Here is a 25,293-nt window from a genome sequence, read left to right as displayed (position 1 = left end):
AAGCCCTTGTTTTCAACAGAGACAGGCGAATTCAGTCAACGGAAACCGATCATCAACGCACTCATGTTTATCTGGGAAGCAAGGAGCCTGTGGGCAATCCTGCAATGTGCTAATTCGGCAACACTCCCGGACGGAGTCATGGTTGTGAGCATCGAAAATCAAAGTTGCCCATGTTCAGCCATGTTTGGGCAGCAACCGTTACGCTACCGTTCGGTTGTCCGGGAAATGATGCATGCATTGTTCTTTGAGCGATCGCTAACGGAAGAAACCCGCAAATCGTCTTAATTGAGCCAACAATGGCCAAACTTAAGCCGGATTGCTTGGCCAGTTTGGGCACCTCAATAAGAAAACCGTCCGCGCATGAGGACGGAACGAAGAGACAGGAAATGCGCGAGGCGCGAACAACATTAATAGCCGTCAATGACACGCGGCCGGATGTCAGCTTTCGGCCTGGCGTTCATCGTGTATCAGGTGGGCGCGGGTGGCTTCCAGTGTTCATCGGCATCGGAAAGCGCGGTGTGTTGTGCACTGCATTGTCCCTCGGCCTGAGCGCTTCAGCTGTGGCGTTCGACGGTCAATCCAACTCTGACGTCACGATCGGTGGTGAAACCCTTTCGCCGACAGAAGCCCTGCGCGCTGGTGCCCGGCAATATTACTCGGGTGACAAGGAAGGCGCTCTCAGCTCTTTGCAATATGCTGCGGAGAACGGGCAGCCGATGGCCGCATGGAAGCTTGGTGAAATGTACGCCAAGGGCGACGGGGTCCAGGAAGACGATCTCAAGGCATTCCAGTATTACAGCCAGATCGTGCGCGAGCATGGCGACGACAGTCCGAGCGCCCCGGATGCGCCGTTCGTGTCCAGCGCGTTTGTTGCGCTCGGCTCATATTATCTTGACGGCATAGAAGGTGCTGTTCCGAAAAATGAAGTGCGCGCGCGCCAGATCTTCACGCACGCAGCATCCTATTTTGGGGACGCAGACGCCCAGTATCAGTTGGGACGCATGTACCAGGACAACAACCACCGCATGGCGGTGCGCTGGTACAATCTTGCTGCCCTTAAAGGCCATGTAGGTGCTCAGGCGCGACTGGGCGAAACGCTCTACACGATCGGCACCTCCGAAAAGAAGAAAGCGCGCGGCCTCATGTGGCTCACTGTTGCGCGCGAGCAGGCGGACGGCGCGGATGCCGGCTGGATCAACGCAATGCACGAGCAGTATTTCGCGGTTTCACCGGAACCTGTTCGTGAAAAGGCGCGCTCGCTTGCAGATGGCTGGATCCAGCAAAACCGTCCGGACATGCTTACCGCGCAGCAGCTCAAGACCCAGTAGTCGGGTTGAGGGACGGAAGGAATAGGACGTGCGGATCAGTACCGCGCGTCAGCCGAGCTCTTCTTGCACTCCGTCCGTGAGCGTTGAAAGTGTTCTGTCTGCAGGCTCTGCCGACTTTTCTAGCAGACCTGTGTCGTTGCCAGGTTTGAATTCCGAAAGCGGACACGGTGCGTTTGAAAATTTCCACGACGTATTGTTAAGGACCATCGAACAGGTCGCCATCTTCATTCCGCTTGGGCTTTTGAGACAGATCGATTCCCCGATACCGTAATCGGACCCCTTGTATCGGCAGGTGCAGCTGATGTTCTGTGCATGTGCGAGAGGACTGAGGAAGACAACGCAGAAGCCGGCCAGCAACGCTGACAGTCTTGCAGCTTTCGCATGTGAGAACACGCTTGCGGGGCGTGTCCGCACCAAGGAGCGATGCCTGCGTTTAGCCGATGCAGGCGAGGAGTGGCGTAGCGTTATCCCATTGCGAAAAGAGTACCACGCAAAAGATAAACCGCAAGTACTCCGGGCGATTTGTAATATTCACAAGAATAACGGTATTGCTGCCACTCCGGACAAAAAGCCGGACGGGAGCGCGGCCCTAGGCAGCCAGTTGAACCCAGACGGGCACATGGTCTGACGGTTTTTCCCAGCCGCGCACGTGTTTGTCGATACCGCACCCGGACATCCTGTCGGCTGCTTGGGGAGACAGCAGGATGTGGTCGATCCTGATCCCGTTGTTCTTCTGCCATGCCCCCGCCTGGTAGTCCCAGAACGTGTAGGTCTCCGGAGCCTCTGTGCAGGCTCGAACCGCCTCGGTAAGCCCGAGATTGGTGAGGGTCCTGAACCGTTGCCTGCTTTCAGGTTGATAGAGAGCGTCGTCAAACCAGTTCTGCGGATTCTTTGCATCGATCGGATCGGGAATCACATTGAAGTCGCCCAGCAGGATATAGGCGTTTTCTTCGCGAAGCCGGTGTTCGGCATGCGAAATCAGCCGGTCCATCCAGCCGAGCTTGTATGGAAATTTCTCGGTGCCAAGAGGGTTTCCGTTGGGCAGGTAAAGGCACCCGAAGCGCACGGAACCCTGGTCCGTGGAAACCGACGCTTCGATGAAGCGTGCCTGTTCGTCGCCTTCGTCACCTGGAAGCCGTCGCATGACATCCTCGAGCGGCAGCTTGGAGAGCAGAGCAACGCCGTTGAAGCCCTTCTGGCCATGCGTTTCCACGTTGTAACCCAGGTCCTCGAACGGTTGACGCGGGAAGTTTTCATCGACCGACTTGATTTCCTGAAGACAGGCAATATCCGGAGATGTCTCCTTCAGCCACTCAAGGACGGTGTCGATGCGCGCCTTGACGCCATTGATGTTCCAGGTGGCAATCCGCATCAGCCCGTGTTTCCTGTGTGTGAGTGTTTTCAGCTCAAGCCGGTTTGCGGCGAAAAGATATTGGCCTCAGATCGTGAAGCTGGTGCCGCATCCGCAGCCGGCAGTCGCATTCGGATTGTTGATCTGAAACGACTGTCCGATGAGGTCATCCACAAAGTCGATCTCCGATCCGCCCATATACTGGAGCGAAACAGAATCGACCAACACCGTTGCACCGGGTTTTTCAATGACCAGATCGTCGTCCTCCGTGCGATCAACCACGTCGTACTTGTACTGCAAACCGGAGCAGCCTCCGCCTTCGACGCTGACCCGGAGCATGCTTCCCGCTGGTTCACCGGACAAAATCTTTGCAATGCGCTTGGCAGCGCGATCGCTCACTGTTACTCGATTTTCAAGTGTTTCGGTCATCTTCTACCGACTCGCTGTGCCCTTGTAAGTGGCCAAGGGCAGGAAACCTGACTTATTCAGATAAGTAAGTTTTGAATGGGCTCGCGTCAATCTGCAGCGCACGATAAGACTGGGTGTAACAGCTTTGAACAGTAACTGGTCGCAGATGAACACGGACATTGGCTACGGCGCACAGTCGCGCGCCATCTACGCGGAAAACCCGGAAGCGAGCAGGGGACGGCTGTTCGCGGAGACGGAAAGCCCGACGCGGACGCCGTTCCAGCGTGACCGTGACAGGATTATACATTCCGCGGCCTTCCGAAGGCTGAAACACAAGACCCAGGTTTTTGTCTATCATGAAGGCGACCATTATCGCACGCGCCTGACCCACACGATCGAGGTTGCCCAGATCGCGCGTTCCCTGGCCAGGGCGCTGCGTCTGGATGAAGATCTCGCCGAATGTCTGGCGCTGGCACATGATCTTGGTCACACGCCGTTCGGCCACGAGGGCGAAGACGTCATGCATGAGTGCATGGCACCCTACGAAGGATTTGACCACAATGCCCAGTCGCTGCGCGTTGTAACCAGCCTGGAGCACAGATACGCCGAATTTGACGGTCTGAACCTGGCCTGGGAAACGCTCGAGGGTCTTGTCAAACACAACGGTCCGCTCGTCGCGTCTGACGGGACACCGCTTGGCAAGTTCAAGGGTGGTGAACTGCCCTTCGCGATTCGGGAGTATGCCGGAAAGCAGGACCTGTTGCTGCAGACCTGGCCGTCCGGGGAGGCCCAGGCTGCCGCAATCGCGGATGACATTGCCTACGATGCGCACGATCTCGACGACGGCTTGAGGGCAGGGCTCTTCGCCATTGAAGACATGCGATCGGTTCCCTTCCTTGCCGACATACTCCAGGAAGTCGACACGAAGTATCCGGGCCTGGAAGAAGGCCGGCGCATACATGAGATTGTCCGGCGTTCAATCACACGGATGGTTGAGGATGTGATCCGGCATTCCCTTGCAAATCTCGCCGAGTGCGCGCCCCGGAGTGCGGCTGACATCAGGTCCGCGGGTAAGGGCCTGATAGGCTTCTCCGCTGCAATGGCGCCGGCAGAAAAGGAAGTAAAACGCTTCTTGTTTGCGCGCGTGTACAGGCACGACGACGTTCTGGCGGTGCGCAAGATCGTTGCAAGGATCGTAAAAGATCTGTTCGACAAGTTCCGGTTCAAGCCTGGTCTGATGCCACGGCCGTGGAACGAAGGTCTGGACGGATTGAGCGATCCAGAGATCGCACGCCGCATCTGCGATTACATCGCCGGAATGACCGACCGGTACGCAATTGACGAACACCGCAGATTGTTTGACGACACTCCGGAATTAGGGTAGGCGCTTGATCGACTTCAACGCCCTGTTGCGCCGAGGGGGATACCCTTCGATGCGCTCGGGTGTTTTGTGCTTACACGACCAAGCTCGATCGGTGCGAAATGAACATCTTTGCTGACTTCACCCAACGCGTGAAAAATGCACTCCAAAGCTTAGAGTTAAAAGATACAAATGGGAATGCGCCGGATCTTTCGCGTGTGGTGGTCGAAGCACCGAGAGACCCTGCGCACGGTGACCTGGCGACCAATGCCGCGATGGTTCTGGCGAAGCCTCTTGGCATGAAACCCAGAGATCTGGCCGAAAAGCTCACCCGAAAGCTCGATGAAGACCCTGATGTCACGGAAACGACAATCGCCGGACCCGGGTTCATCAACATGCGTGTCGCTCCGGCCGTTTGGCTCGGCGTTCTGAAAGGCGTACTTCAAGCCGGTGACCGCTACGGGGCGATCCGGCAGGATCCGGCTCCAAAGGTGAACGTCGAGTATGTGTCGGCCAATCCGACCGGTCCGATGCATGTCGGCCACATCAGGGGCGCGGTGGTTGGCGACGCACTTGCCAATCTGCTGCAGTTTGCCGGAAACGATGTGACCAAGGAATACTACATCAACGATGCAGGATCGCAGATCGACACATTGGCCCGAAGTGCCTTTCTTCGATACCGCGAAGCACTTGGCGAGGAGATCGGGGAAATACCGCCGGGTCTTTATCCCGGCGATTATCTCAAGCCCGTCGGTGAGCGGCTGAAAAGCGAATTTGGCGATACGCTTCTGGAAAAAACCGAAAGCGCGTGGCTCCCGCTTGTGAAGGAAGTTGCGATTTCGGCGATGCTGGACCTGATCCGTGAGGATCTGGCTGCGCTTGGCGTTGAGCACGAAGTGTTCTTTTCGGAAAGAACGCTTCATGAAAGAGACGTGGCGAACGGGTCCAAGATCGACATCATGCTGGACGGGCTGCGCTCGAAGGGCCTGATCTATCAGGGAACGCTGCCGCCACCAAAGGGACAGCTTCCGGAAGACTGGGAAGACAGGGAGCAGACGCTCTTCCGCGCCAGCGATTTTGGCGACGACACCGATCGCGCGCTGAAGAAGTCGGATGGATCCTACACCTACTTTGCTGCAGACGTCGCGTATTTCCAGGACAAGTTCGAACGTGGCTTCGACGAGACGATCTACATACTCGGAGCAGACCATAGCGGATATGCGAAACGCCTTCAGGCCGTCGGCAAGGCCGTGTCAGATGGCAAAACGGAGGTGATCGTCAGGTTCTGCCAGCTCGTGAAACTGATGCGGAACGGTGAACCGGTGAAGATGTCGAAACGCTCCGGTGACTTCATCACGTTGAGGGAAGTGGTCGAGGAGGTTGGACCGGACCCCGTCCGCTTCATGATGCTCTACCGCAAAAACGACGCTCCGCTCGATTTCGACTTCAAGAAAGTGACGGATGAGACAAAAGACAATCCCGTCTATTACGTCCAGTATTCGCATGCCCGATTGAGGTCCAATCTGAGAAAGGCGAAGGAAGAATTCCCGGAAATGGGCATTGAGGATGCGGACTTGGAAAAAGCCGATTTGGCGTTGCTGAACGATCCGGGTGAAATTGAATTGATGTCCAAAATTGCGGAGTGGCCCAAGGTGGTGAATGTCTCAGCCAATACTCATGAACCGCATCGGATTGCGTTTTATCTCTATGAGTTGGCAACAACTTTGAGCAGGCATTACACCAGAGGCTATGATTCGCCGCATTTAAAGTTTATTCAGACTGGTAACCCGAAATTAACCCTGGCACGTCTTGCATTGGTTCGTGCAATATCTTTGGTACTTGGTGCGGGGTTGTCGATTCTGGGGGTAAATGCGCCCGAAGAAATGCGCTAACTTAGTACAACGTCCTCTGCGGCAAAGTAGAGGATGCCAAGTAGAACGGGACCGGTTTTCGTAAAGCTCATGGCCAATGATTACGAAAATGAAAAATCGGATTTGCACGGGTCGGCCGAAGCGGCTGGCACGGAGCGTCCGGCTATGGACGATCCACTTCTCGAATTGGCAAGAATCGTCCACAAAAACAATCAATTGGGTGCAAATGTGAGCAGCGGTCGCGTCGGAAGTACAGATTACTTTGCGGGGCTTGACGATTTTGCGGACGATGCGGCGGACACATCGGCGCCGCAGCCACAACGCGTCGAACCGTCTTTTCCTGACGCAGGTTTCAAACGGGAGAACATCGAGCGTTCAGCGCACGGTCCGGACAATCATCCCGCTCCCATCGTTGGAGAAATCCGGAACCAGTTTTTTGCCCGCAGCGGTGACGAATCGGCGCAGCCCGCCGCAGAGGCCCCATCTCTGGATACGCTGCAGCGTGGCGGCGAGAGTGCCGAAAACGTCTCTCCCTTGTGGCCCAAACTCACTAATCCACAGGCTGACGCACCAACTCCCTTCTCACCACCTGGCGCACCAATTCCGGACACGCCTGTCGAACCGCTTTTCGAGCCACAGGCACTGCAGCCGGAAGCTGTGCTCCATTTCACTGAAGAGGCCGGCAGTCAGAACCAGCAACCGGTCGCGACGCTTTCACCCAATTTTGCGATGGACATCGAGCAAAGCCTGACGGCGGAACTCGAAGACGAATTGATTGGCGCACTAAGGCAATCGGTAGACGAAGAAACCGGAACGCCGTCTCAGGAAACTGTTGATGACGTCTCTCCGGCCGACACCTTTGCGGACATCACCGAAGCTGTCGATCATCAAGACGTGCGCTCCAGTATCGATGCTGACGTGGCTCTGAAGGACAACGGGTTTCATCGGAGCGAAGAGAGCGCGACGCCGAATGTAACCGCCAAGGCGGCTGCACCCTTCCAGGAGACGGAACCGGCCGCACATCCCGCTGCGGAAGAGGTTCGTTCTGCAAGCGCAGACTTGTCCGCCACGCCGCAAGTCATTGGCGAGAAACGTGCAGCAGACGGTCTGGAAAACCGCCGCAGGCCCGAAATTGACGAGAATGATTTTTTTGCTGCGTTGAATACGCAGGACACGGCAGGCGCTGCTGACACGGGCGCATCCATGACGCGGGGTGCCAAGGAAAGTCCGGCGGGGATTGATGCCCTTTTTGCCGACCTCGATTTTCCGGAACGGGAAAAGCGGCCCCCAATTGAAATTCAGCCAGACTTTTCCGAACCGGAGCCCGATCCGGTTGTTTCGGCCGATGAAATCGACGACATGGCCTGGCCCGCTGCTGCGAACGCCGTGCCGGACGTCGAGGAGCGCGAGGACGAGACGGCTCCGCCGCCGGAAGGCTACGATCTTGATGCGGTCGCACGTGCGATGCAGGAAAGCGACCCGAGTCTCAGCGGGGCCGGCGTTCTGCCGCCGCATTCGGAAACCGAAAGGGTGGTTGCCGAACAGTCGGCTGGCAAGTCTCGCCGTGGCCTCTACGTGGCCTTGGGTGTTGTCGGTGTGGCCGCCCTGGGTGGGGCAGGTTTCTTCCTCTATGACGGAAATTCCGTTCAGGTTCCAAGCGGACCGCCACCGGTGATCAGCGGACTTCAGGAACCTTTGAAAATCTTTCCTGCCGACAGCCAGTCGAATGCGGCCGGACAATCGGCAACCAAGATTACAGACCGCCTGCAGAGCACCGGGGAAAGCGTTCCTGAGCGGCTGAACATTCAAGAGACGCCTCAGCCTGTTGAGTTGCCGCCCGCGCCGGCGTCGTCGGATGGCGATTCAGAACTGGCGCCTGGCACGCCGAAACAGGTGCGGACGGTCATTGTACGCCCTGATGGAACGATCGTCTCCGGGGACGACGCGCCGGTCATCAGTGCGCCGACGTCGGCGGAAGCGCCCACACTGCAAGCGCCAGAAGTTGCTGCGCCGTCTGTGACTGCGGAGGCACCTCAAACAGCGCTCACAGAAACGGTGAATGCGGTACCTGTTCAAACGGAGCCGATCGTGGTGGCGCCGCAAACGCAAAACACCACTGCGACGGAAACGGTTGCCGTCGAGCCGCAAGTGGAGGAAACACCCGAACCCGCGCCGGTCGCTGTCGAGACGGCGTCTCCAGCGGTACCTGAAATCGTGACCCAGACGGAAGAGCCCGTCCAGGCGGAAACCGAAGCAGCGGCTCCTGCGGCACCGGTCCCGACGGTCGTTCCGCGGAAGAAACCGCAAGCGCCTGTGCAAGTTGCGGCTGCTCCCGTTGCGCAGACCGCGCCCGCTGCGCAGACGGCACCTGCTGCAACGCAGCAGCAGGATGCACCGACGAACCTCGCGAACACGGGCAACGCGCAAACCCAGCAAGCGGCACAGCCGAGCGGCTCCATCCCATCCGGGACGTACATTGTCCAGGTGACCTCGCAACGCTCCGCAGCCGCGGCTCGCGACGCCTATGCCGGTCTGCAGAGAAGTTATCCAGGTGTCCTGGGCAACCGGAACGCGGTGATTGTTTCTGCCGACCTGGGTGATCGCGGGGTTTTCTACCGCGCGCGTATCCCGACCGGATCTCGAAGCGAAGCCAATACGCTTTGCGAAAGTCTGAAAGGGGCCGGTGGAGACTGCTTTGTCCGGCGCCAACCCTGACCCGGCAGGCAACAAGTACTCGACCTGAACGTCAGGTTTAGGCCGGACTATTCCGCTGCCTGCCTCACACCATGGATCGTGCCGGACAGGCGCGGTCCCATTTGCTTGTAGACACGCGAAATCGCGTTCATCGCAGTCTGCACGGCGGGTTCGCGTCGAACGTCGCGATGAACAATGATGTGTTCGGCGTTGGTCAGTTCGGCAAGGGGGCCGGTAATCCCGACCAGGGACGGATGGCTGTCTCCCATGAACACGGGAAGCAAGGCCAATCCCTGGCCGGCGGCCGTCATGTTCATGAGGGTCGTCATTGTGTTGGTGCGCATCCGGGGACGGCTGATGTTGCGCGCCTCCATCCAGCGGGCCTGCGCAGGGTACCAGAGGTCATCCGGAGCAAAACCGAGCCAGTCACATTCTGCGCATTTCAGATCATGCGAGATCTCGGGCTTTGTCTCCACGTATTCCCTGGAGCCGTAGACGCCGTATGCGACATCGCCGACTTTTCGTGAAATCAGCGTGTCAGTTTCAGGCAGACAGTTCCTGATCTGCAATTCTATGCCACGCGATTGATGGTCCGCGTGCAGGTGGCTGGAGATGATCTCCAGTTCGACACCCGGCATGAACGCGCAAAGATCTGCGAAACTGTCAGTTAGTATTCTGGCGCGCACCTCATCGACGGCAACACGCACCACTTTTAGTGCAGATCCCGAAAGGTCCGGTAAAACCCGGCTGGCCGCATCCGCCGTCTTGCGCATCTCGGCCGCCAGGGGGATGAGACGCAGACCGGCTTCAGTTGGCTTGAGCCCGGTCGGTGTCCGATCAAACAGCCTCGCGCCGACCTGTTCTTCAAAAGTCTTCAGACGGCGGCTCAGTTGCGGCTGACTCAGTTTCAGCGCCTTTGCCGCGCCCGACAGAGATCGCATGCGCGCAGCCGCGTCGATCAGTTTCAGATCATCCCAGTTCATGATCGACTCATACAAAATTACAAGGAGGGGCGCAATTCCATGCGTTTATGTATGGCGGGCATGATGAATTGGCGGCTGATCGGCATGCCCGATAGCTGATAGATATCGGATCCCGAGAAGGCAGGAGATGAGATGCCGCCGCATTCCGACTACATACGCCGCGAAAATACGGCCCTGGCCTATGGTCTCGCAATCGCGGGCATGGTCGCGTTCACGCCCGTCTTTGCAGCCGGCAAGATCGCGGATGGCCTTCTGCCGGTTGTTGTCCTGGTCTGGCTTCGGTTTTTGGGAGGGGCCGTCACGATCGTTGGGTTTGGTGCGATAAGACGGGTGCCGATTGTCTCGCAGCTGAGTCCGCTCTGGAAACTTCATCTGATGCGCGCCTTTTGCGGGATCGGGGGTCTCGCCTGTTCGATACACGCGGCCAGCATCCTGCCGCTTGCGGACGCGACTGCGATCGGTTTGACAAAGGGCATCATCGCGATCGCGCTTGCCGGGCTGATCCTGAAGGAACTGATTACGGGCCGCCATTGGCTTTCCGGTGCACTTTGCGCGATCGGTGCCTACCTGGTGGTCAGGTCGGTCAGCGGTGGCGGTGGCCAGACGACGCTCGCTCTGGATGGCGTTGTTGCGGCGTTGATGGCTGCCGTCTTCATGGCGTGTGAAGCACTCATCATGCGCTATATCGCCCAGCGGGAGAACACGGTTACGATCCTGGCCTATGTCAACGTATTTGCATCGGTTCTGCTGACACTGCCCGTCCTTTGGATCATTCGTGAGCAGCAGATCCCATTGTCCAGTCTTTGGGCGTTTGCCTGGCTTGGACCAGTTGCCATTATCGGTCAGTCTCTCAATATCTCCGCCTACAGGCGCGCCGGTGCGGCAACGCTTGCGCCGATCTACTACAGCAGCGTCGTTCTGGCTGCCGTGTTTGCCTATGTGGTCTGGGGCGAGGTTCCATCACCCATTGCCGCAGTTGGAGCCGGTCTGATTATCCTGGGTGGTCTTGTTCTGTCCTGTCCGCTGCCTTTCCGGAAAGTGCAGGGATCGAGGAGAGGATAGGCGCTTCCGGTCAGCCGCCCAACAGCTTGTTGGCAAGAAACGGCAGGCTCAGATCGAGCCGGTAATCGATCGAGGAATGATTGTCGTTGAATTCCTCGTAGACGCAATCAACACCATGTCCGTCGAGTTTCCGGCGCAAACGTCTCGCGCCATAGACAAGGTTGTATTGATCGACGGAACCGCAATCGATCCAGAGCCCCTTCAGCGACTTCAGGGCATCGACATGGTCATCGACCATCTCGACCGGATCCCAGGAAAGCCAGGCCTGCCAGCGTTCCCCGATGATCTCGCAGGTCTCCATGTCGACGGGTAGCCTGATCCCGCAGAAGACTTCCGGGCTTGGATCCGGATCGTAGGTTGCCGCCATCGCCAGCGTCATGAGGTCATGAAGCGCATTTCCAGGAAATTTCGGCCCCTGCTCGAAACCGGTCACGAAAGCTTCGATGGATCCGGCCTTCGCGATGGCCCGCACGGCGTTCGGCATCTCCGGCAGGTAACACAATTCGAACGCCATATCGCCGGAGTGGCAGGCCGCTGCCGACCAGACATTGGCGTGGAGCATCGCATGAACGATAGCGCCGTAGCCACCTGACGATTTGCCGAACAACGCGCGCTTCCCGGTGCCTCCGCATTTGAACCGGCCTTCGACATCTTCCAGCATTTCGGTCGTCAGCCAGGTCGCCCAGGGTCCCATTACGTTGCTGTCGATATACTGGTTGCCGCCAAGCCGGGTGAAGCAGTCAGGAAACGCAACCACGACCGGCGGCATCTCTCCGTCATGTATCAGCCTGTCCAGTCTCTCCGGAACATTTTCGCCGAAATTCTTCCAGTTTGCATGGGCAGGTCCGCCCGAGGTAAAGCCGACAATATCGACCAGCAGCGGCAACCCCGCGCCATCATGCCCATGAGGCACGTAGGCGACGATCTCGCGTGTTGCCGTGTCACCGAGCCTGTTCTGGCCCAGAATTTCGGACCGGTGGGAGACCCTGTGGAGCGTACCGGCCGGGATGTCTAGTCGTGCACGCATGGGGGTCTCCAATCCTGACTGAGTGAGCTTTCGAGCGTCTAGATTGCAAGTTCGGGGGATGGACGCAAGAGGAAGTGTCCGGTTTCTTGACGCGTCATGAGGTGCCGGTTAAGCCGGAATAATGACCAAGGCTTTTGTGTCCGGCTGTGCCGGAGTGAAACTCACGCAGGATGAAATCGCGTTCTTCAGGGAGGCTGATCCCTGGGGCCTCATTCTGTTCGCGCGAAACGTGGACACGCAGGACCAGATTCGGGCACTGACATCTGCGTTTCGCGACGCGGTCGGAAGGCAGAACGCCCCGGTTCTTGTTGACCAGGAAGGCGGCCGGGTTCAGAGGCTGAAGCCGCCAAACTGGCCCAAGTATCCGGCACCGAAACTCTATGGCGACCTCTTCCGGTCGGACCCCGGCAAAGGCGAGCGCGCAGCGTGGCTGGGTGCGCGGCTGATCGCGTCGGATCTGGTGGAGGTCGGCATAACGATCGATTGTCTACCCTGCCTGGATGTACGGTTCCCGGACACGGTCGATGCGATCGGTGATAGAGCGCTCTCAGCCGATCCGGAGATCGTCACGCGGCTTGGCCAGGCGATGATTGACGGCGCCTCTGAAGGCGGTGTCCTGCCGGTGATCAAGCACATTCCGGGCCACGGGCGCGCACGGGTTGACAGTCATCTGGAGCTGCCGCGCGTCGAAGCGGACCTGGTGGCGCTAAAAAGCGTGGATTTCCGCCCGTTCAAGGCACTTTCGGGCGTGTCATTGGGAATGACAGCCCATATCATCTACACTGAGATTGATCCTGACACTGCCGGAACGCAAAGCACGAAGGTCATCCAGGATGTGATCCGCAAGGAAATCGGGTTTGCGGGCTGCTTGATGAGTGACGATATCTCGATGAAGGCTCTTGGGGGTGACTACGTCGAACGTTCTCGGAAGATAATTGACGCTGGATGCGACATTGTCCTGCATTGCAACGGTGAGATGAGCGAGATGGTTGCCGTGGCCGAAGCGGTACCCGACTTGTCTGGCGAGTCAGCGCGGCGATGCGAAACGGCGCTCAATGGGTTGAAACCGCCCGAACCCGGGTTCGACATCGCTGCGGCCCGGGACGAGTATCGCGAAATCACCGGGCTGCAGGGCGCCTGACCGGAGCTTGAATGGCTGAACTGGAAACGCATAGACAGATTTCAGACGACGGGTCCTACGACCTGCTGAGCAACGTGAGTGCTGACGAAGATCGTGCGATTTCCGAACCCCAGCTGGTTGTGGACGTTGAGGGTTTCGAAGGCCCCCTGGATCTGTTGCTCGGCATGGCGCGCACGCAAAAAGTTGATCTGGCGAAAATTTCCATTCTGCAGCTCGTCGAACAGTACCTGACCTTTGTTGCCGAAGCGCGGCGGATGCGCCTGGAACTGGCGGCGGACTATCTCGTCATGGCAGCGTGGCTCGCCTTTTTGAAATCAAAACTGCTCCTGCCCGATCAAAAGGATGAAGACGAACCGACCGGGGAAGAACTGGCGGCGGCGCTCGCGTTCAGGCTGAGGCGGCTGGAAGCAATGCGTGAGGTTTCCGAAAAGCTGATGAACCGGAGCCGCCAGGGGAGGGAAGTCTTCCACCGCGGAGATCCGGAGACCATGTCGGTGCAGCAGAAGAGCATCTGGGATGCCTCGATCTACGATCTGCTTTCCGCATATGCCATCCAGCGGCAAAGGCAGTCGGTTACCTCGGTCAGGGTATTGAAGAGAAAAGTCTGGTCTTTGCAGGAGGCGAGGGTCCTCCTCACAAGGCTCGTTGGCCGTGTCAGCGAATGGGCTCCGTTGAACGCTTATTTGCGAGACTATCTTTACGACAACAAGGACTGGGCAACGGTCGTTGCCAGCACGTTCTCCGCAAGCCTTGAAATGGTGCGCGAGGGTCAGGTCGAGATTCGCCAGGGCGAAGCATTCTCACCGGTCTATATCCGTTCCATCGTGAAGGACGACGCCCATGACGTCTGAGGACGAGCATCCGGATCTCGTCGAACAGGCTGGAGATGATCTCAATGTCGACCTGGCCGGTCAGCGGATGGTTGAAGCCTTGCTGTTTGCCTCCAATGAGCCGCTGTCGCTTGAAGAGCTGACCCTTCGCGTGCCTGAGGGAACGGACGTGCTTGCGCTTCTGGAGCGGCTGCAAAGACTCTATGAACCGCGGGGTGTCAACCTCGTCCGTCTAGCGGGGAAATGGTGCTTCCGGACGGCCGAAGACCTCGCCTACCTGATGCATCGCAATGTCGAGGAACAGCGCAAACTCTCCAGGGCGGCGCTCGAGACGTTAGCGATCATTGCCTATCATCAGCCGGTGACGCGCGCGGAAATTGAGGAGATCAGAGGGGTTTCCACGTCCAAGGGCACACTGGATGTCCTGCTTGAAACAACCTGGATCAGAATGCGGGGCCGTCGGCGTACACCGGGGCGGCCCGTGACCTATGGAACGACAGAACAGTTTCTGGTCCATTTCGGGCTTGAAAACGTCAAAAATCTGCCTGGTCTTGAAGAGCTGAAGGGAGCGGGGCTGCTCGACAGCGCGGTGCCCGCATCATTTGTTGTTCCGACCCCGAACGATGAAGTGGCATTGACGGAAGACGAAGATCCTTTAGAAGACGGATCTTTCTTTGATGACGACGCGGAAGAGACCGCCGGAGCTTGATGCCACAGGAAGACAAGCCGCAACTTGCCAGCGGAAACGGACACTCGCTGAACTGGGGCGCGCCCGGAACCGCCGGTGCGACCATCGCTGCAGGTCTTGTCTTCGAAGATATCTCGCACGACTATGATGGCGTGCCGTCGGTCAGGCATCTGAGCCTTTCGGTTGCGCCCGGTGAAATACTCTGCCTCCTGGGGCACTCCGGTTGCGGCAAGACAACCTTGATGCGGATCGCCGCAGGGGTTGAAAGACAAAGCGAGGGCAAGGTCCTGATCAACGGCCGCGAGATCGCCGGCGATTCGGTGTTCCTGCCCCCGGAAAAGCGTGGTGTAGGTTTGATGTTCCAGGACTACGCCCTGTTTCCGCACATGAGCATTCTGGCAAACGTCATGTTCGGGTTGACGGGCCTGACGAAAACGGAAGCCCAGGCTGCCGCCTTCGCGGCACTCGGCCGAGTTGGTCTTTCGGACTACGCCTCGGACTATCCGCACGCATTGTCCGGCGGCGAGCAGCAGCGGGTCGCGCTTGCGCGAGCGCTGGTTCCGCGTCCCGGGATACTCCTGATGGACGAACCGTTCTCCGGCCTCGACAAGCGTCTGCGCGACAGTGTGCGCGATCAGACGCTCGCAGTGATTCGGGAAACACGCGCAACCTGCATCATCGTGACCCATGATCCGGAAGAAGCGATGCGCATGGGTGACAAGATCGCACTCATGCGCCACGGGAAGCTTGTGCAGCACGGCACGGCGGCGGAGCTTTACAACAAGCCGGTCGATCTGTTCGCTGCCCGTTTCTTTTCCGAGTTGAACCAGATCGAGGGAAAGGTGACTTCGGCAGGCGTTGAAACCGCGCTTGGACTTATGAAAGTGGGCACGGGCGAGCAAGGCGATCGGGTCGATGTGTGTATCCGGCCGCAGGGCATTTGCCTGAACAAGGCGGGATTGTGCGGTGTGCCGGGCCGGATCACGTCGAAAAGATTCGTTGGCGAGGTCGATTTGCTGTCCGTTGCGATTGAGGGCCTTGATCATCCGGTGCAGGCAAGAGTTCGTGCCGGGAGCACCTGGGAAGCCGGAATGGACGTCGCGGTTGATACTGATCCTAAAGACGTGCTTGTTTTTTCCCGCAAGGAGTCCCAAGTCTAGGGAAAGTGGATGCCCTGAGTGTCATCAATCTGTTTAACGGCGAAAAATGTTCTTCAGGTGTATGTTGCAGGGCGAGGGCCGTTTTTGTAAAAGGGCCAAAGGGCTTTAAGCCGTTTATCAGGAGTTTGGCGTATGGGCATTAGTATTTGGCAGATCTTGATCATCGCAGTGGTGGTGGTTCTGCTGTTCGGACGTGGCAAGATTTCCGAACTTATGGGCGATGTAGCCAAGGGTATCAAAAGCTTCAAAAAAGGCATGGCCGAAGACGACACTGCCGATGCTCCGAAGACCATCGATCATCAGGCCGGCGACGCGGCACCGTCTGCGAAAGCTGAAGATCAGACCAAGGCGAGCTGATCTAATCTGCATCGCGTCTCCTTAAGGGACGAGAGTTCTCATGTTCGATATCGGCTGGACCGAGCTCATGGTGATTGCGTGTATTGCAATCATCGTCGTAGGGCCAAAAGACCTGCCGCGCATGTTGCGCACGCTTGGGCAGACACTGGGAAAAATGCGGCGAATGTCGCGTGAATTCCAGTCGACGTTCAACGACGCCTTGCGGGAGGCAGAGCAGCAGGCCGACATTGCCGACATGAAGAAGCAGGTTGAAGACGTGGCCAATTTCAATCCGCTCGGCGATCTGAAGAAGTCGATCGAGGAAGACGCTGCGCAAAAGGCGTCCCGGCCGATGACGACCAAACCGGCGTCTGCCGACGAGGAACCGGCCTCGGACACGGCCCCGCCGGTTGAAACCGGAGCTGCGGATGCTGAACCGAAACCGGCAGCTGCCAAGGCCGATGCCGCGAACACGCCGGACAAGGCTCCGGCGACGGAAGATGTTAAGGCATGAGCCAGGATGATATCGACGCCTCAAAGGCGCCCTTGATCGAACATCTGATTGAACTGCGGCAGCGCCTGATGTGGTCCATCGGCGCAATCCTTGTGATGTTCATTGTCTGCTTCTATTTTGCGCAGGACATCTACAACATCCTGACGATCCCGTATCTGCGTGCCGTCGGCGAAGGACATCCTGTCGAGATGATCTTTACCGCGCCGCAGGAGTGGTTCTTCACCCAGCTGAAACTTGCCTTGTTCGGGGCGCTGTTTCTGGCCTTTCCTGTTATCGCAAGCCAGATCTACATGTTCGTGGCTCCCGGCCTGTACAAGCACGAGCGCGGCGCATTCCTGCCGTTTCTCATGGCAACCCCGATCCTGTTCCTGATCGGTGCGTGCCTCGTCTATTTCCTCGTCATGCCGATGGCGATGGGGTTCTTCCTGTCGCAGGAACAGCTTCCCGGAGAGGGCCAGGTCGCGATCCAGCACCTGGCGAAGGTAAGCGAATATCTCGGTCTGATCATGATCCTGATTTTCGCTTTCGGGCTGGTCTTCCAGTTGCCGGTCGTCCTGACCTTGATGGGGCGGGCAGGGCTGGTCAGTTCCGAAGACCTCAAAAAGAAGCGCAAATACGCAATTGTCGGGGCATTCGCAGCTGCTGCAATTTTGACACCACCTGATCCGATCTCGCAGATCGGTCTTGCGCTCCCCACTTTGCTTCTCTACGAAGTCTCCATTCTGTCCGTGAGGCTTATAGAGCGACAGCGCGCGCAGCGGGAAGCTGAACGCGAAGCGGAAGACGCGACGGCTTGATCTAGTCGGCACGCGTTTTCCAGTCTCCCGGACGGATTGTTTTGACAACGACCGTCGTTCGGGAAGCGAAGATGTTTGATATTAAGTGGATACGGGAAAACCCAGACAGATTTGACCAGGCATTGGCCAGACGCGGCTTTGAAGCGTCTTCGGCCAGACTGATCGCACTGGATGATTCCCGCCGCTCCCACATCACGAAGCTTCAGGAAGCACAGGAGCGTCGCAACGCAGCCTCGAAGGAAATCGGCAAGGCCAAGGGCTCGGGTGATGACGCGCGTGCGCAGGAGCTGATTGATGAAGTCGCCCAGATCAAGGCCTTCATTCAGTCCGGCGAAGAGGAAGAGCGCCGGCTGGTTGGCGACCTGGAAGTTGCGATGGCGGTGATACCGAACCTGCCGCACGAGGATGTGCCGACGGGCAACGACGAAAACGACAACGTCATTCTGAAATCGCACGGCGAAAAGCCGACCTTTCAGTTCAACGAGGCTCCCAAGGAGCACTATGAACTTGGGGAGGCGCTTGGTGACATGGACTTTGCGACGGCCGCAAAGCTGTCGGGCTCGCGCTTTGTCGTTCTGAAGGGGCAGATTGCGCGCCTTGAGCGGGCACTCGGTCAGTTCATGATTGACCTGCATACCGGGGAGCATGGCTACACGGAAGTGTCGCCGCCGCTTCTTGTCAATGACAGTCCCCTGTTCGGGACGAGCCAGTTGCCGAAGTTCGAAGAGGATCTCTTCAAGACGACCACGGATCACTATTTGATTCCGACGGCGGAAGTTCCACTGACGAACCTGGTTGCCGGCGAAATCGTTGCTGAAGATACGTTACCGTTGCGCGTGACGGCATTGACTTACTGCTTCAGATCGGAAGCCGGATCTGCCGGGCGCGACACGCGCGGGATGTTGCGCCAGCACCAGTTCCAGAAATGTGAACTGGTTTCGGTGACAACGCCGGACAGGTCTCTCGACGAACTTGACCGGATGCTCGGCTGTGCGGAAAAGGTGCTGCAGAAGCTCGGGCTGCACTACAGGGTCATGACCTTGTGCACCGGAGACATGGGTTTCGGAGCGCGCAAGACCTTCGACATTGAGGTCTGGTTGCCGGGGCAGGATGCATATCGCGAGATTTCGTCCTGCTCTGTCTGCGGCGATTTTCAGGCAAGACGCATGAACGCCCGGTTCAGACCCTCGGACAGCAAGCAGCCCGTTCACGTTCACACCCTGAACGGATCCGGCATCGCCGTTGGCCGGGCCCTGATCGCGGTTCTCGAAAATTACCAGAATGGTGACGGGACAGTCACCGTGCCGGATGTTTTGCGGCCCTATATGGGCGGCCTGGAAAAGATTGGTTGATTTTGAAGAACCGAACGGGCGGCGCGCGCAACTGTTCCGCCGTCCGTTGCTCTTTCATTGCGACATGGGCCCTTGGCCCGCGTTGAATTATCTCACTCCTGAGGGGGAAATTTCCGCATGCGTATCCTGATCACGAACGATGATGGAATTCATTCTCCAGGACTGACGGCTCTGGAGCGCATCGCGCGCACGCTGTCGGACGACGTATGGGTCATTGCACCGGAAACCGACCAGAGCGGTGTCGCGCATTCCTTGACACTGAACGATCCGCTGAGATTGCGTGAACTTGATGAGCGCCGTTTTGCCGTCAAGGGCACACCGACGGACTGTGTGATCATGGGCGTGCACAATGTCCTGAAAGGCAAGCCCGATCTTGTTCTGTCCGGGATCAATCGCGGACAGAATATCGCTGAAGACGTCACCTATTCGGGAACGGTTGCCGGGGCAATGGAAGGGGCCATCCTCGGAATTCGTTCCATCGCCGTGTCCCAGGCTTACGACTGGGATGTCAGGGCTGAGCCGAACTACGCCGTCGCGGAGACCCATGCCCCGGACCTGTTCGCGAAACTCATCGATTTCGAACTGCCGCCCTATAGCCTGCTCAACGTAAATTTTCCCGCCTGTCGCCCGGAAGACGTCAAAGGCGCCAGGGTCACGGTTCAGGGGCATCACGAGCAGAGCGGATTGACGATCGACGAGCGTCAGGACGGTCGGGGATACGCCTACTATTGGCTCCGGTTCCGTGAAAGGGGCAAATCCGTATTTGATAATTCGGACCTGCAGGCAATTGCCGATGGATATGTTTCCGTTTCCCCGCTACGCATAGACCTGACGGCGCACGATCTTCTGGATCACCTGAACGATGCGCTGAGATAAGCCCGCGAAGGGAGTTGTGCATGGCCGGTCTCCCGCCCGGCGAGGAAGGGGCAAAGCAATCTTCGGCACTGCCGGACGAGGCGGAAGCACGTGCGGCGCTCGTCCTGACGCTGAGACGTCGAGGAGTTGGCGCAAGAAACGTTCTGACAGCGATTGAACGTATTCCGAGGCGACTGTTCCTGCCCGCGCGCCATCACGGTCTTGCCTATGATGATGTCACCTTGCCGATTGAATGCGGACAGACCCTGTCAGCTCCGTCCATGGTGGCCTACACGGTCCAGGCCCTGGACATTTCACCGGAGCATTCGCTGCTGGAGATCGGAACCGGATCCGGCTATCAGTCGGCGGTGATGGGACATCTTGCTGCGAGGGTCGAAACCGTTGACCGGTTTGCCACTTTGACAGATCTGGCCAATCGGCGTTTCGCGGCTCTCAAACTGGACAACGTTACGGCAACCCAGGCTGACGGTTTCGATGGATTGAAACAGAAGGGCCCGTTTGACCGAATCGTGGTCACGGCTGCAATCACCTCGATCCCGGACAACTGGGTCCAGCAGCTCAAACCGGGTGGCATACTTGTGGCACCCATCGGACAGGCAAAGCAACCGCAATCGCTGATCCGGTTCACCAAATCCGAGAGTGTCATGACGGCAGACACGCTGATACCCGTGCGAACGGTGATGCTGCAACCTGGGATGGCGTTGAAGCTGTGAAGCCGCAAAAAGAATCTTGAGGACGGGTATCGCGAATCCCGAGCAGGTGAGTCGTCTCCGGATTTACTATGTTGAGCGTGGCAAAACAGGTATTCCATATGAAAAATCGACGGAAACAGGCCGATTTCGTGGTATTCGACCAGCATCTTTAGTCTTTATAAACCTTACTGCCGTTTACTCTTAACCATAACAGCCATTGTTAGCGGTATGAGTATAGGCGATGAAAAAGCGGATGCGTTCCCTCCGCGGGGATCTACTGAGTAAAGCAGCGACAGTATCACTGGTCGCAGTATTTCTCTCGGGTTGTTCCAGCGCCGTTGAGCGGTTTGGAGAACCTCCTTATTACACCGGCAATACGCAGAACCAGCGCGAGATACTGAACGGTGCACCCGCTCCCGCGCAGCCAACATATCAGGACATTGCCAACGGCCCGGGTGGGACAGCAGCCGGGTTGCCGCAGTCAAGTGCGGCGCCGGTCACGACCGGTTCGGTTTCCAGGCAGCGCTCGGATATCCAGTCTGCACCGTTGCCAGCGCCTGCAGCGACGTCTGCACCCGTGAGCCAGGCGGCGCCGGTGTCGACGCTTCCGGCACCGGAAACGGTCAGTTCCGCAAATGGAAAGAACTGGAAGGGTTGGACCGCTGCCGGCGGAACGCGCGTCACGGTTCGCCAGGGCGACAGCCTCAATTCAATCTCCCGGCGCTACGGCGTTCCGGTGCAGGCCGTTGCCTCGGTCAACGGCATCAGCGACCCAAGTCAGGTCAAGCCCGGACAAGGCATCATCATACCGACCTACGTCTATTCCGAACGCAACGGTCATTCCAGTGCGACGGAAGGCGAGAACGGCAAGGTGAAACTGCCTGCCGTTGCCCGGAACGAGACAGTCGTGACAGGTTCTGTCCCGACGAGTGCGGGCAGCGCCCCGCAGCCCGGACGCAAGCCTGCCCAGCAACCGACGTTCACGCAGATCAGTGTCAGTGAGGCCGTCGTCGAGGAAGTGGATGTCATTCAGATTACCGCGCTGCCGAAGCGCAAGCCTGCCGTTTCCAACGCCGGCCTGACGACAGCATCCATTTCGTCCGTCGCACCTGCTAAAACGAAGACCGTTGCTCCACCGGCAAATGCCGCGCCGTCCGCCCCCGTGCAGAAGGTCGCACTGCCGCAGCCGGCTCTGACACAGGAGCCGCGTCCGACGGAGCCGATCAAGACGCCGAAAGCCAGCAACAGCCCTCAAGATGCGGTGTCATCCGACGCGAAGTTCCGCTGGCCGGTCCGCGGTCGGATTATCTCCGACTTCGGCACGAAGCCGGGCGGCGGCAAGAATGAAGGCGTCAACCTGGCCGTACCGGAAGGCACACCGGTAAAGGCCGCTGACGACGGGACCGTGATCTACTCCGGCAACGAGCTGAAGGGTTACGGCAATCTTGTTCTTGTCCGGCACAGCGAGGGATGGGTTTCGGCCTATGCCCACAACAGCGAACTGAAGGTCAAGCGCGGTGACACGATCCGCCGTGGTGATGTGATCGGCCTTGCCGGTGCGACCGGATCGGTGAACCAGCCGCAGGTGCATTTCGAATTGCGCAAGGGCAACAAACCCGTCGATCCGCTGAACCACCTGCCCAAGCGGTAACGGACCTGGTTCAAAGAGTTGGAAGCCCGGCCTATGCCGGGCTTTTTCACGTCAGGGGCTTTCCCAGTCTGCCCGCGAGATCCTGGATGAACTGGTAGGCGACGCGGCCGGAACGGCTGCCGCGTGTTGTTGCCCATTCCAGGGCCTGAGGCCGCCAATCTTCCTCGGGCATATCCAGTTTGTGAAAGGCGACATAGCCACGAACCATCTCGAGATAGTCGTCCTGGCTGCATTTGTGGAAGCCGAGCCAGAGACCGAACCGGTCGGAAAGGGAAACCTTTTCCTCAACGGCTTCAGCCGGGTTGATCGCTGTCGAGCGCTCGTTTTCGATCATGTCGCGCGGCAGCAGGTGCCGCCGGTTGGACGTTGCATAGAAGATCACGTTGTCCGGGCGGCCCTCGATCCCGCCCTCAAGCACGGCCTTGAGCGACTTGTAGGACGTGTCGTCGTTGTCGAAGCTCAGATCGTCGCAGAAAATGATGAATCGGAAGGGGGCCGTCCGTATCAGGGACATGAGCCCGGGCAATGATTCGATGTCTTCGCGATGTATCTCGATCAGTTTCAGGTCAGAGCTTTGCTTTTCCTGATTAATGGCCGCGTGCGCCGCCTTGACCAGCGAGGATTTGCCCATGCCGCGAGCACCCCACAAAAGGGCGTTGTTGGCGGGCAGTCCTTCCGCGAACCGTCGCGTATTGTCCATAAGCAGGTCGCGGACGCGCGAAACAGCGCACAGGAGGGAGAGTTCCACCCGATTGACCTTCTTCACCGCTTGAAGGTTTCCAGGCTCTGGAACCCAGACAAAAGCCTCTGCGCTCGTCCAGTCCGGCGCCTCGGCGCGAAGGGGCACCGCCCGGCCGATCAACTCAATCAGGGAATCGAGTTTGGCATTCAAAGATGCAAGGTCGTTTTGCGAGCTCATTTTTCTTGCAACCCTATTCAAAAAGGCCCATGTGAGGCCCTGAAGCATGTGGCGGGAGGAGTAGCATGGGGCAGGGAAGGCGAAAACATCTGTTATTCCCATACCGGTACGCCAGAATCCGCTTGCAAAGCTTGAAATGAGGCGCGCCGCCGTTATAGTCCGCGCCACCAGAATTCAGTGCGTTTGACCGTTTGGCCAACAGGCAAGACGCCTAACAAACGCCACCTAGGAGAGTTGAATGTTCATCACCCCAGCGTACGCGCAATCCGCCGGAGCTGTAGGTCCGGGTTTCCTGATCCAGATCCTGCCTTTCGTGGCCATCTTCGCGATCATGTATTTCCTGATCATCCGGCCCCAGCGCCAGCGGATGAAGCAACATCAGGAAATGGTGTCGAACTTGCGCCGCGGTGACACCATTGTGACCACCGGCGGGCTTATCGGCAAAGTCTCCAAAGTGGTAGATGACAGTGAACTTCAGGTGGAGTTGTCCGAGGGGGTCAAGGTTCGCGTGGTTCGTTCGATGGTATCGGAAGTGCGCTCCAAGTCCGAGCCCGCCAAAGACAATTCCTGAGAGAACGGCCCGCTCCGATCTATTTGCCGGCCGGACAGGGTCCGACCTGCCGCATTAAGGCTTAAACATGCTCCATTTCGCCCGTTGGAAAATTGTGCTGATCCTGGTTGTCGTCGTAGCCGGTTTCATCATGACATTGCCCAATTTCTTCTCGGCCAAGCAACTGGAAAGCTGGCCGGACTTTCTGCCGAAAAACCAGATGGTTCTGGGGCTCGATCTCCAGGGCGGGGCGTATCTGCTTTATGAAGTGGATCAGGCGGACTATATCGAAAAACGCTTTGTTGCTTTGGAAAGCGACGTGCGTAACGTGTTGCGGGATAACCCGAGAATTGGCTACACCGGACTGGACGCGAGACCGGACTCCGTACAGGTCAGGATACGGGATCTGACGCGTCTGGATGAAGCTAGGGAACGCCTCGTACCGCTCGTCAATCCGCTTGTTTCGAACCTGTTCGGGGGCCAGCCCGTCGACGAATTCGACATGACGGTCGAAGACAATGGCCTCGTCCGCTTCACCTATTCCGATGCCGGCCTGGAAAATCGCTTGCAGGCCATCGTTCAGCAGTCGATCGAGGTCATCCGCCGCAGGGTGGATGAACTCGGCACGACAGAACCCAATATCCAAAGACAGGGCACGGATCGCATTCTCGTCGAGGCCCCGGGCGAAGGCGACCCAGAGCGTCTCAAGGACATAATCGGCACGACTGCAAAGCTCACGTTCCATCTCGTGGACCGGAACATGAGCGGCGAACAGGCCATGCAGAGCAGGCCGCCGGCGGGCACGTCTGTTTTCATGTCCGTCGACGATCCTCCGATTCCCTACCTGCTTGAATCGAGTCCCCTGCTGGAGGGCGAAGACCTGGTCGACGCCCAGGTTGCGTTCGGTCAGTATTCAAATGAACCGGTCGTGACGTTCCGGTTCAACCAGTCGGGTGCAAGGGAGTTTGCAAGGGTCACGACCGAGAACGTGAACTACCCCTTTGCGATCGTCCTCGACAACGAGGTTATCTCCGCTCCCGTGATCCGCGAGCCGATCATCGGTGGTTCGGGGCAGATCTCAGGAGACTTTACCATCGAGGCAGCGCAGGATCTGTCCACCTTGCTGCGTGCGGGCGCACTGCCGGCCGAACTGACCGTTATCGAGGAACGCTCAATCGGGCCGGGTCTGGGCGCAGACTCAATCGAGGCGGGCAGGATTGCATCAATCATCGCGGGCGCTGCCGTCATCATCTTCATGATCCTTGCCTATGGCCGCTTCGGCATCATCGCCGACCTGGCATTGATGACGAACATCTTCCTGATTTTCGGTGCATTGACGGTGCTTCAGGCCACGCTCACGCTGCCTGGCATTGCCGGCATCGTGCTCACAATCGGTATGGCGGTCGACGCGAACGTTCTGATCTTCGAGCGAATACGAGAGGAATCCCGCGCCGGGCGATCCGTGATATCGGCCATCGACGCAGGCTACAGCCGGGCTCTTGGCACCATTCTCGATGCGAACATCACCACGTTGATTGCGGCTGTCATCCTGTTCCAGCTCGGTTCAGGGCCCGTTCGCGGCTTCGCGGTCACGCTCGCGATCGGCATTTTCACGACTGTCTTCTGCGCGTTCACGTTCAGCCGATTGCTTGTCGCGCTGTGGATACGGCGCCGCCGTCCTTCCGAACTTCCGATCTGATCCG

The 25,293-nt window shown here is 58.2% G+C and carries 23 protein-coding genes; 18 read left to right on the top strand and 5 right to left on the bottom strand.

Annotation, left to right across the window (positions count from 1 at the left end; all coding sequences use genetic code 11):
- Nucleotides 1-491 precede the first annotated feature (491 nt).
- Nucleotides 492-1,328, top strand: coding sequence for a tetratricopeptide repeat protein (locus tag RDA78_RS22350; RefSeq protein WP_434051978.1), 837 nt, complete (start codon nucleotides 492-494; stop codon nucleotides 1,326-1,328).
- Nucleotides 1,329-1,917: 589 nt separating this feature from the next.
- Here RDA78_RS22350 and xth read toward each other — a convergent pair.
- Nucleotides 1,918-2,700, bottom strand: coding sequence for an exodeoxyribonuclease III (gene xth, locus RDA78_RS22345; RefSeq protein WP_434051977.1), 783 nt, complete (start codon nucleotides 2,698-2,700; stop codon nucleotides 1,918-1,920).
- 66 nt (nucleotides 2,701-2,766) lie between these two features.
- Entirely contained in the window at nucleotides 2,767-3,108 is a 342-nt protein-coding gene (erpA, locus tag RDA78_RS22340) for an iron-sulfur cluster insertion protein ErpA (RefSeq protein ID WP_434051976.1), read from the bottom strand.
- 145 nt (nucleotides 3,109-3,253) lie between these two features.
- Here erpA and RDA78_RS22335 point away from each other — a divergent pair, with 145 nt between their 5' ends.
- The 3 genes from RDA78_RS22335 (at nucleotide 3,254) to RDA78_RS22325 (ending at nucleotide 9,033) form a co-directional block, all read left to right on the top strand.
- Complete coding sequence (locus RDA78_RS22335; RefSeq protein ID WP_434051975.1) at nucleotides 3,254-4,471, top strand: deoxyguanosinetriphosphate triphosphohydrolase; 1,218 nt, start codon at nucleotides 3,254-3,256, stop codon at nucleotides 4,469-4,471.
- A 98-nt stretch (nucleotides 4,472-4,569) separates the two neighbouring features.
- Nucleotides 4,570-6,339, top strand: coding sequence for an arginine--tRNA ligase (argS, locus tag RDA78_RS22330; RefSeq protein ID WP_434051974.1), 1,770 nt, complete (start codon nucleotides 4,570-4,572; stop codon nucleotides 6,337-6,339).
- A 207-nt stretch (nucleotides 6,340-6,546) separates the two neighbouring features.
- Nucleotides 6,547-9,033, top strand: coding sequence for an SPOR domain-containing protein (locus tag RDA78_RS22325; RefSeq protein ID WP_434051973.1), 2,487 nt, complete (start codon nucleotides 6,547-6,549; stop codon nucleotides 9,031-9,033).
- 47 nt (nucleotides 9,034-9,080) lie between these two features.
- Here the strand turns inward: RDA78_RS22325 and RDA78_RS22320 are convergent, their stop codons facing one another.
- On the bottom strand, nucleotides 9,081-9,995 hold the full coding sequence (locus RDA78_RS22320) for a LysR family transcriptional regulator (protein WP_434051972.1): 915 nt from the start codon (nucleotides 9,993-9,995) through the stop codon (nucleotides 9,081-9,083).
- Nucleotides 9,996-10,127: 132 nt separating this feature from the next.
- Between RDA78_RS22320 and RDA78_RS22315 the strand changes: the two genes are divergently transcribed.
- Complete coding sequence (locus RDA78_RS22315; RefSeq protein ID WP_434051971.1) at nucleotides 10,128-11,057, top strand: DMT family transporter; 930 nt, start codon at nucleotides 10,128-10,130, stop codon at nucleotides 11,055-11,057.
- Nucleotides 11,058-11,067: 10 nt separating this feature from the next.
- On the opposite strand, the gene RDA78_RS22310 is transcribed toward RDA78_RS22315, so the two are convergent.
- Nucleotides 11,068-12,084 (bottom strand): alpha/beta hydrolase, encoded by a 1,017-nt coding sequence (locus tag RDA78_RS22310; RefSeq protein ID WP_434051970.1) that lies wholly within the window; start codon nucleotides 12,082-12,084, stop codon nucleotides 11,068-11,070.
- Between the two features lie 121 nt (nucleotides 12,085-12,205).
- On the opposite strand from RDA78_RS22310, the gene nagZ reads away from it, so the two are divergent.
- The 11 genes from nagZ (at nucleotide 12,206) to RDA78_RS22255 (ending at nucleotide 22,121) form a co-directional block, all read left to right on the top strand.
- Nucleotides 12,206-13,225 carry a beta-N-acetylhexosaminidase gene (gene nagZ, locus RDA78_RS22305; RefSeq protein WP_434051969.1) on the top strand — a complete coding sequence of 340 codons (1,020 nt, stop codon included), beginning with the start codon at nucleotides 12,206-12,208 and terminating at the stop codon, nucleotides 13,223-13,225.
- A gap of 11 nt (nucleotides 13,226-13,236) precedes the next feature.
- Nucleotides 13,237-14,076: a segregation and condensation protein A gene (locus tag RDA78_RS22300; RefSeq protein WP_434051968.1), complete on the top strand. Its 840-nt coding sequence runs from the start codon at nucleotides 13,237-13,239 to the stop codon at nucleotides 14,074-14,076.
- Nucleotides 14,066-14,764: an SMC-Scp complex subunit ScpB gene (gene scpB, locus RDA78_RS22295; protein WP_434051967.1), complete on the top strand. Its 699-nt coding sequence runs from the start codon at nucleotides 14,066-14,068 to the stop codon at nucleotides 14,762-14,764. The genes RDA78_RS22300 and scpB overlap by 11 nt, the downstream gene beginning before the upstream one ends.
- Nucleotides 14,764-15,903, top strand: coding sequence for an ABC transporter ATP-binding protein (locus RDA78_RS22290; protein ID WP_434051966.1), 1,140 nt, complete (start codon nucleotides 14,764-14,766; stop codon nucleotides 15,901-15,903). Before scpB ends, RDA78_RS22290 begins: the two co-directional genes overlap by 1 nt.
- A gap of 132 nt (nucleotides 15,904-16,035) precedes the next feature.
- Entirely contained in the window at nucleotides 16,036-16,260 is a 225-nt protein-coding gene (locus RDA78_RS22285) for a twin-arginine translocase TatA/TatE family subunit (protein ID WP_305985536.1), read from the top strand.
- A 40-nt stretch (nucleotides 16,261-16,300) separates the two neighbouring features.
- Nucleotides 16,301-16,753, top strand: coding sequence for a Sec-independent protein translocase protein TatB (tatB, locus tag RDA78_RS22280; protein ID WP_434051965.1), 453 nt, complete (start codon nucleotides 16,301-16,303; stop codon nucleotides 16,751-16,753).
- Entirely contained in the window at nucleotides 16,750-17,550 is an 801-nt protein-coding gene (tatC, locus tag RDA78_RS22275; protein ID WP_434051964.1) for a twin-arginine translocase subunit TatC, read from the top strand. The genes tatB and tatC overlap by 4 nt, the downstream gene beginning before the upstream one ends.
- A gap of 71 nt (nucleotides 17,551-17,621) precedes the next feature.
- On the top strand, nucleotides 17,622-18,902 hold the full coding sequence (serS, locus tag RDA78_RS22270) for a serine--tRNA ligase (protein ID WP_434051963.1): 1,281 nt from the start codon (nucleotides 17,622-17,624) through the stop codon (nucleotides 18,900-18,902).
- A 117-nt stretch (nucleotides 18,903-19,019) separates the two neighbouring features.
- Nucleotides 19,020-19,778, top strand: a complete 759-nt coding sequence (gene surE, locus RDA78_RS22265) for a 5'/3'-nucleotidase SurE (RefSeq protein WP_434051962.1) — start codon at nucleotides 19,020-19,022, stop codon at nucleotides 19,776-19,778.
- Nucleotides 19,779-19,798: 20 nt separating this feature from the next.
- Nucleotides 19,799-20,491: a protein-L-isoaspartate(D-aspartate) O-methyltransferase gene (locus RDA78_RS22260; protein ID WP_434051961.1), complete on the top strand. Its 693-nt coding sequence runs from the start codon at nucleotides 19,799-19,801 to the stop codon at nucleotides 20,489-20,491.
- 451 nt (nucleotides 20,492-20,942) lie between these two features.
- Entirely contained in the window at nucleotides 20,943-22,121 is a 1,179-nt protein-coding gene (locus RDA78_RS22255; RefSeq protein WP_434051960.1) for a peptidoglycan DD-metalloendopeptidase family protein, read from the top strand.
- Nucleotides 22,122-22,167: 46 nt separating this feature from the next.
- Here the strand turns inward: RDA78_RS22255 and RDA78_RS22250 are convergent, their stop codons facing one another.
- Nucleotides 22,168-23,040: an ATP-binding protein gene (locus tag RDA78_RS22250; RefSeq protein WP_434051959.1), complete on the bottom strand. Its 873-nt coding sequence runs from the start codon at nucleotides 23,038-23,040 to the stop codon at nucleotides 22,168-22,170.
- Nucleotides 23,041-23,278: 238 nt separating this feature from the next.
- Between RDA78_RS22250 and yajC the strand changes: the two genes are divergently transcribed.
- Entirely contained in the window at nucleotides 23,279-23,611 is a 333-nt protein-coding gene (yajC, locus tag RDA78_RS22245) for a preprotein translocase subunit YajC (RefSeq protein ID WP_434051958.1), read from the top strand.
- Nucleotides 23,612-23,678: 67 nt separating this feature from the next.
- On the top strand, nucleotides 23,679-25,289 hold the full coding sequence (gene secD, locus RDA78_RS22240) for a protein translocase subunit SecD (protein WP_434051957.1): 1,611 nt from the start codon (nucleotides 23,679-23,681) through the stop codon (nucleotides 25,287-25,289).
- The last annotated feature ends 4 nt before the right edge of the window (nucleotides 25,290-25,293 follow it).

It is taken from the genome of Roseibium sp. (assembly GCF_051016195.1).
Taxonomy (GTDB): Bacteria; Pseudomonadota; Alphaproteobacteria; order Rhizobiales; family Stappiaceae; genus Roseibium.
The sequence above is the reverse complement of the archived record's forward strand: the minus strand, read 5'-3'. Positions and strand labels throughout refer to the sequence as shown.

Coding starts and splice junctions, on each gene's coding strand:
- erpA (WP_434051976.1), bottom strand. CDS start 3,108: ATGACCGAAACACTTGAAAATCGAGTAACAGTGAGCGATCGCGCTGCC.
- RDA78_RS22320 (WP_434051972.1), bottom strand. CDS start 9,995: ATGAACTGGGATGATCTGAAACTGATCGACGCGGCTGCGCGCATGCGA.
- RDA78_RS22290 (WP_434051966.1), top strand. CDS start 14,764: ATGCCACAGGAAGACAAGCCGCAACTTGCCAGCGGAAACGGACACTCG.
- serS (WP_434051963.1), top strand. CDS start 17,622: ATGTTTGATATTAAGTGGATACGGGAAAACCCAGACAGATTTGACCAG.
- RDA78_RS22315 (WP_434051971.1), top strand. CDS start 10,128: ATGCCGCCGCATTCCGACTACATACGCCGCGAAAATACGGCCCTGGCC.
- RDA78_RS22250 (WP_434051959.1), bottom strand. CDS start 23,040: ATGAGCTCGCAAAACGACCTTGCATCTTTGAATGCCAAACTCGATTCC.
- scpB (WP_434051967.1), top strand. CDS start 14,066: ATGACGTCTGAGGACGAGCATCCGGATCTCGTCGAACAGGCTGGAGAT.
- RDA78_RS22335 (WP_434051975.1), top strand. CDS start 3,254: ATGAACACGGACATTGGCTACGGCGCACAGTCGCGCGCCATCTACGCG.
- xth (WP_434051977.1), bottom strand. CDS start 2,700: ATGCGGATTGCCACCTGGAACATCAATGGCGTCAAGGCGCGCATCGAC.
- yajC (WP_434051958.1), top strand. CDS start 23,279: ATGTTCATCACCCCAGCGTACGCGCAATCCGCCGGAGCTGTAGGTCCG.
- RDA78_RS22300 (WP_434051968.1), top strand. CDS start 13,237: ATGGCTGAACTGGAAACGCATAGACAGATTTCAGACGACGGGTCCTAC.
- tatC (WP_434051964.1), top strand. CDS start 16,750: ATGAGCCAGGATGATATCGACGCCTCAAAGGCGCCCTTGATCGAACAT.
- surE (WP_434051962.1), top strand. CDS start 19,020: ATGCGTATCCTGATCACGAACGATGATGGAATTCATTCTCCAGGACTG.
- secD (WP_434051957.1), top strand. CDS start 23,679: ATGCTCCATTTCGCCCGTTGGAAAATTGTGCTGATCCTGGTTGTCGTC.
- RDA78_RS22260 (WP_434051961.1), top strand. CDS start 19,799: ATGGCCGGTCTCCCGCCCGGCGAGGAAGGGGCAAAGCAATCTTCGGCA.
- tatB (WP_434051965.1), top strand. CDS start 16,301: ATGTTCGATATCGGCTGGACCGAGCTCATGGTGATTGCGTGTATTGCA.
- nagZ (WP_434051969.1), top strand. CDS start 12,206: ATGACCAAGGCTTTTGTGTCCGGCTGTGCCGGAGTGAAACTCACGCAG.
- RDA78_RS22310 (WP_434051970.1), bottom strand. CDS start 12,084: ATGCGTGCACGACTAGACATCCCGGCCGGTACGCTCCACAGGGTCTCC.
- RDA78_RS22285 (WP_305985536.1), top strand. CDS start 16,036: ATGGGCATTAGTATTTGGCAGATCTTGATCATCGCAGTGGTGGTGGTT.
- argS (WP_434051974.1), top strand. CDS start 4,570: ATGAACATCTTTGCTGACTTCACCCAACGCGTGAAAAATGCACTCCAA.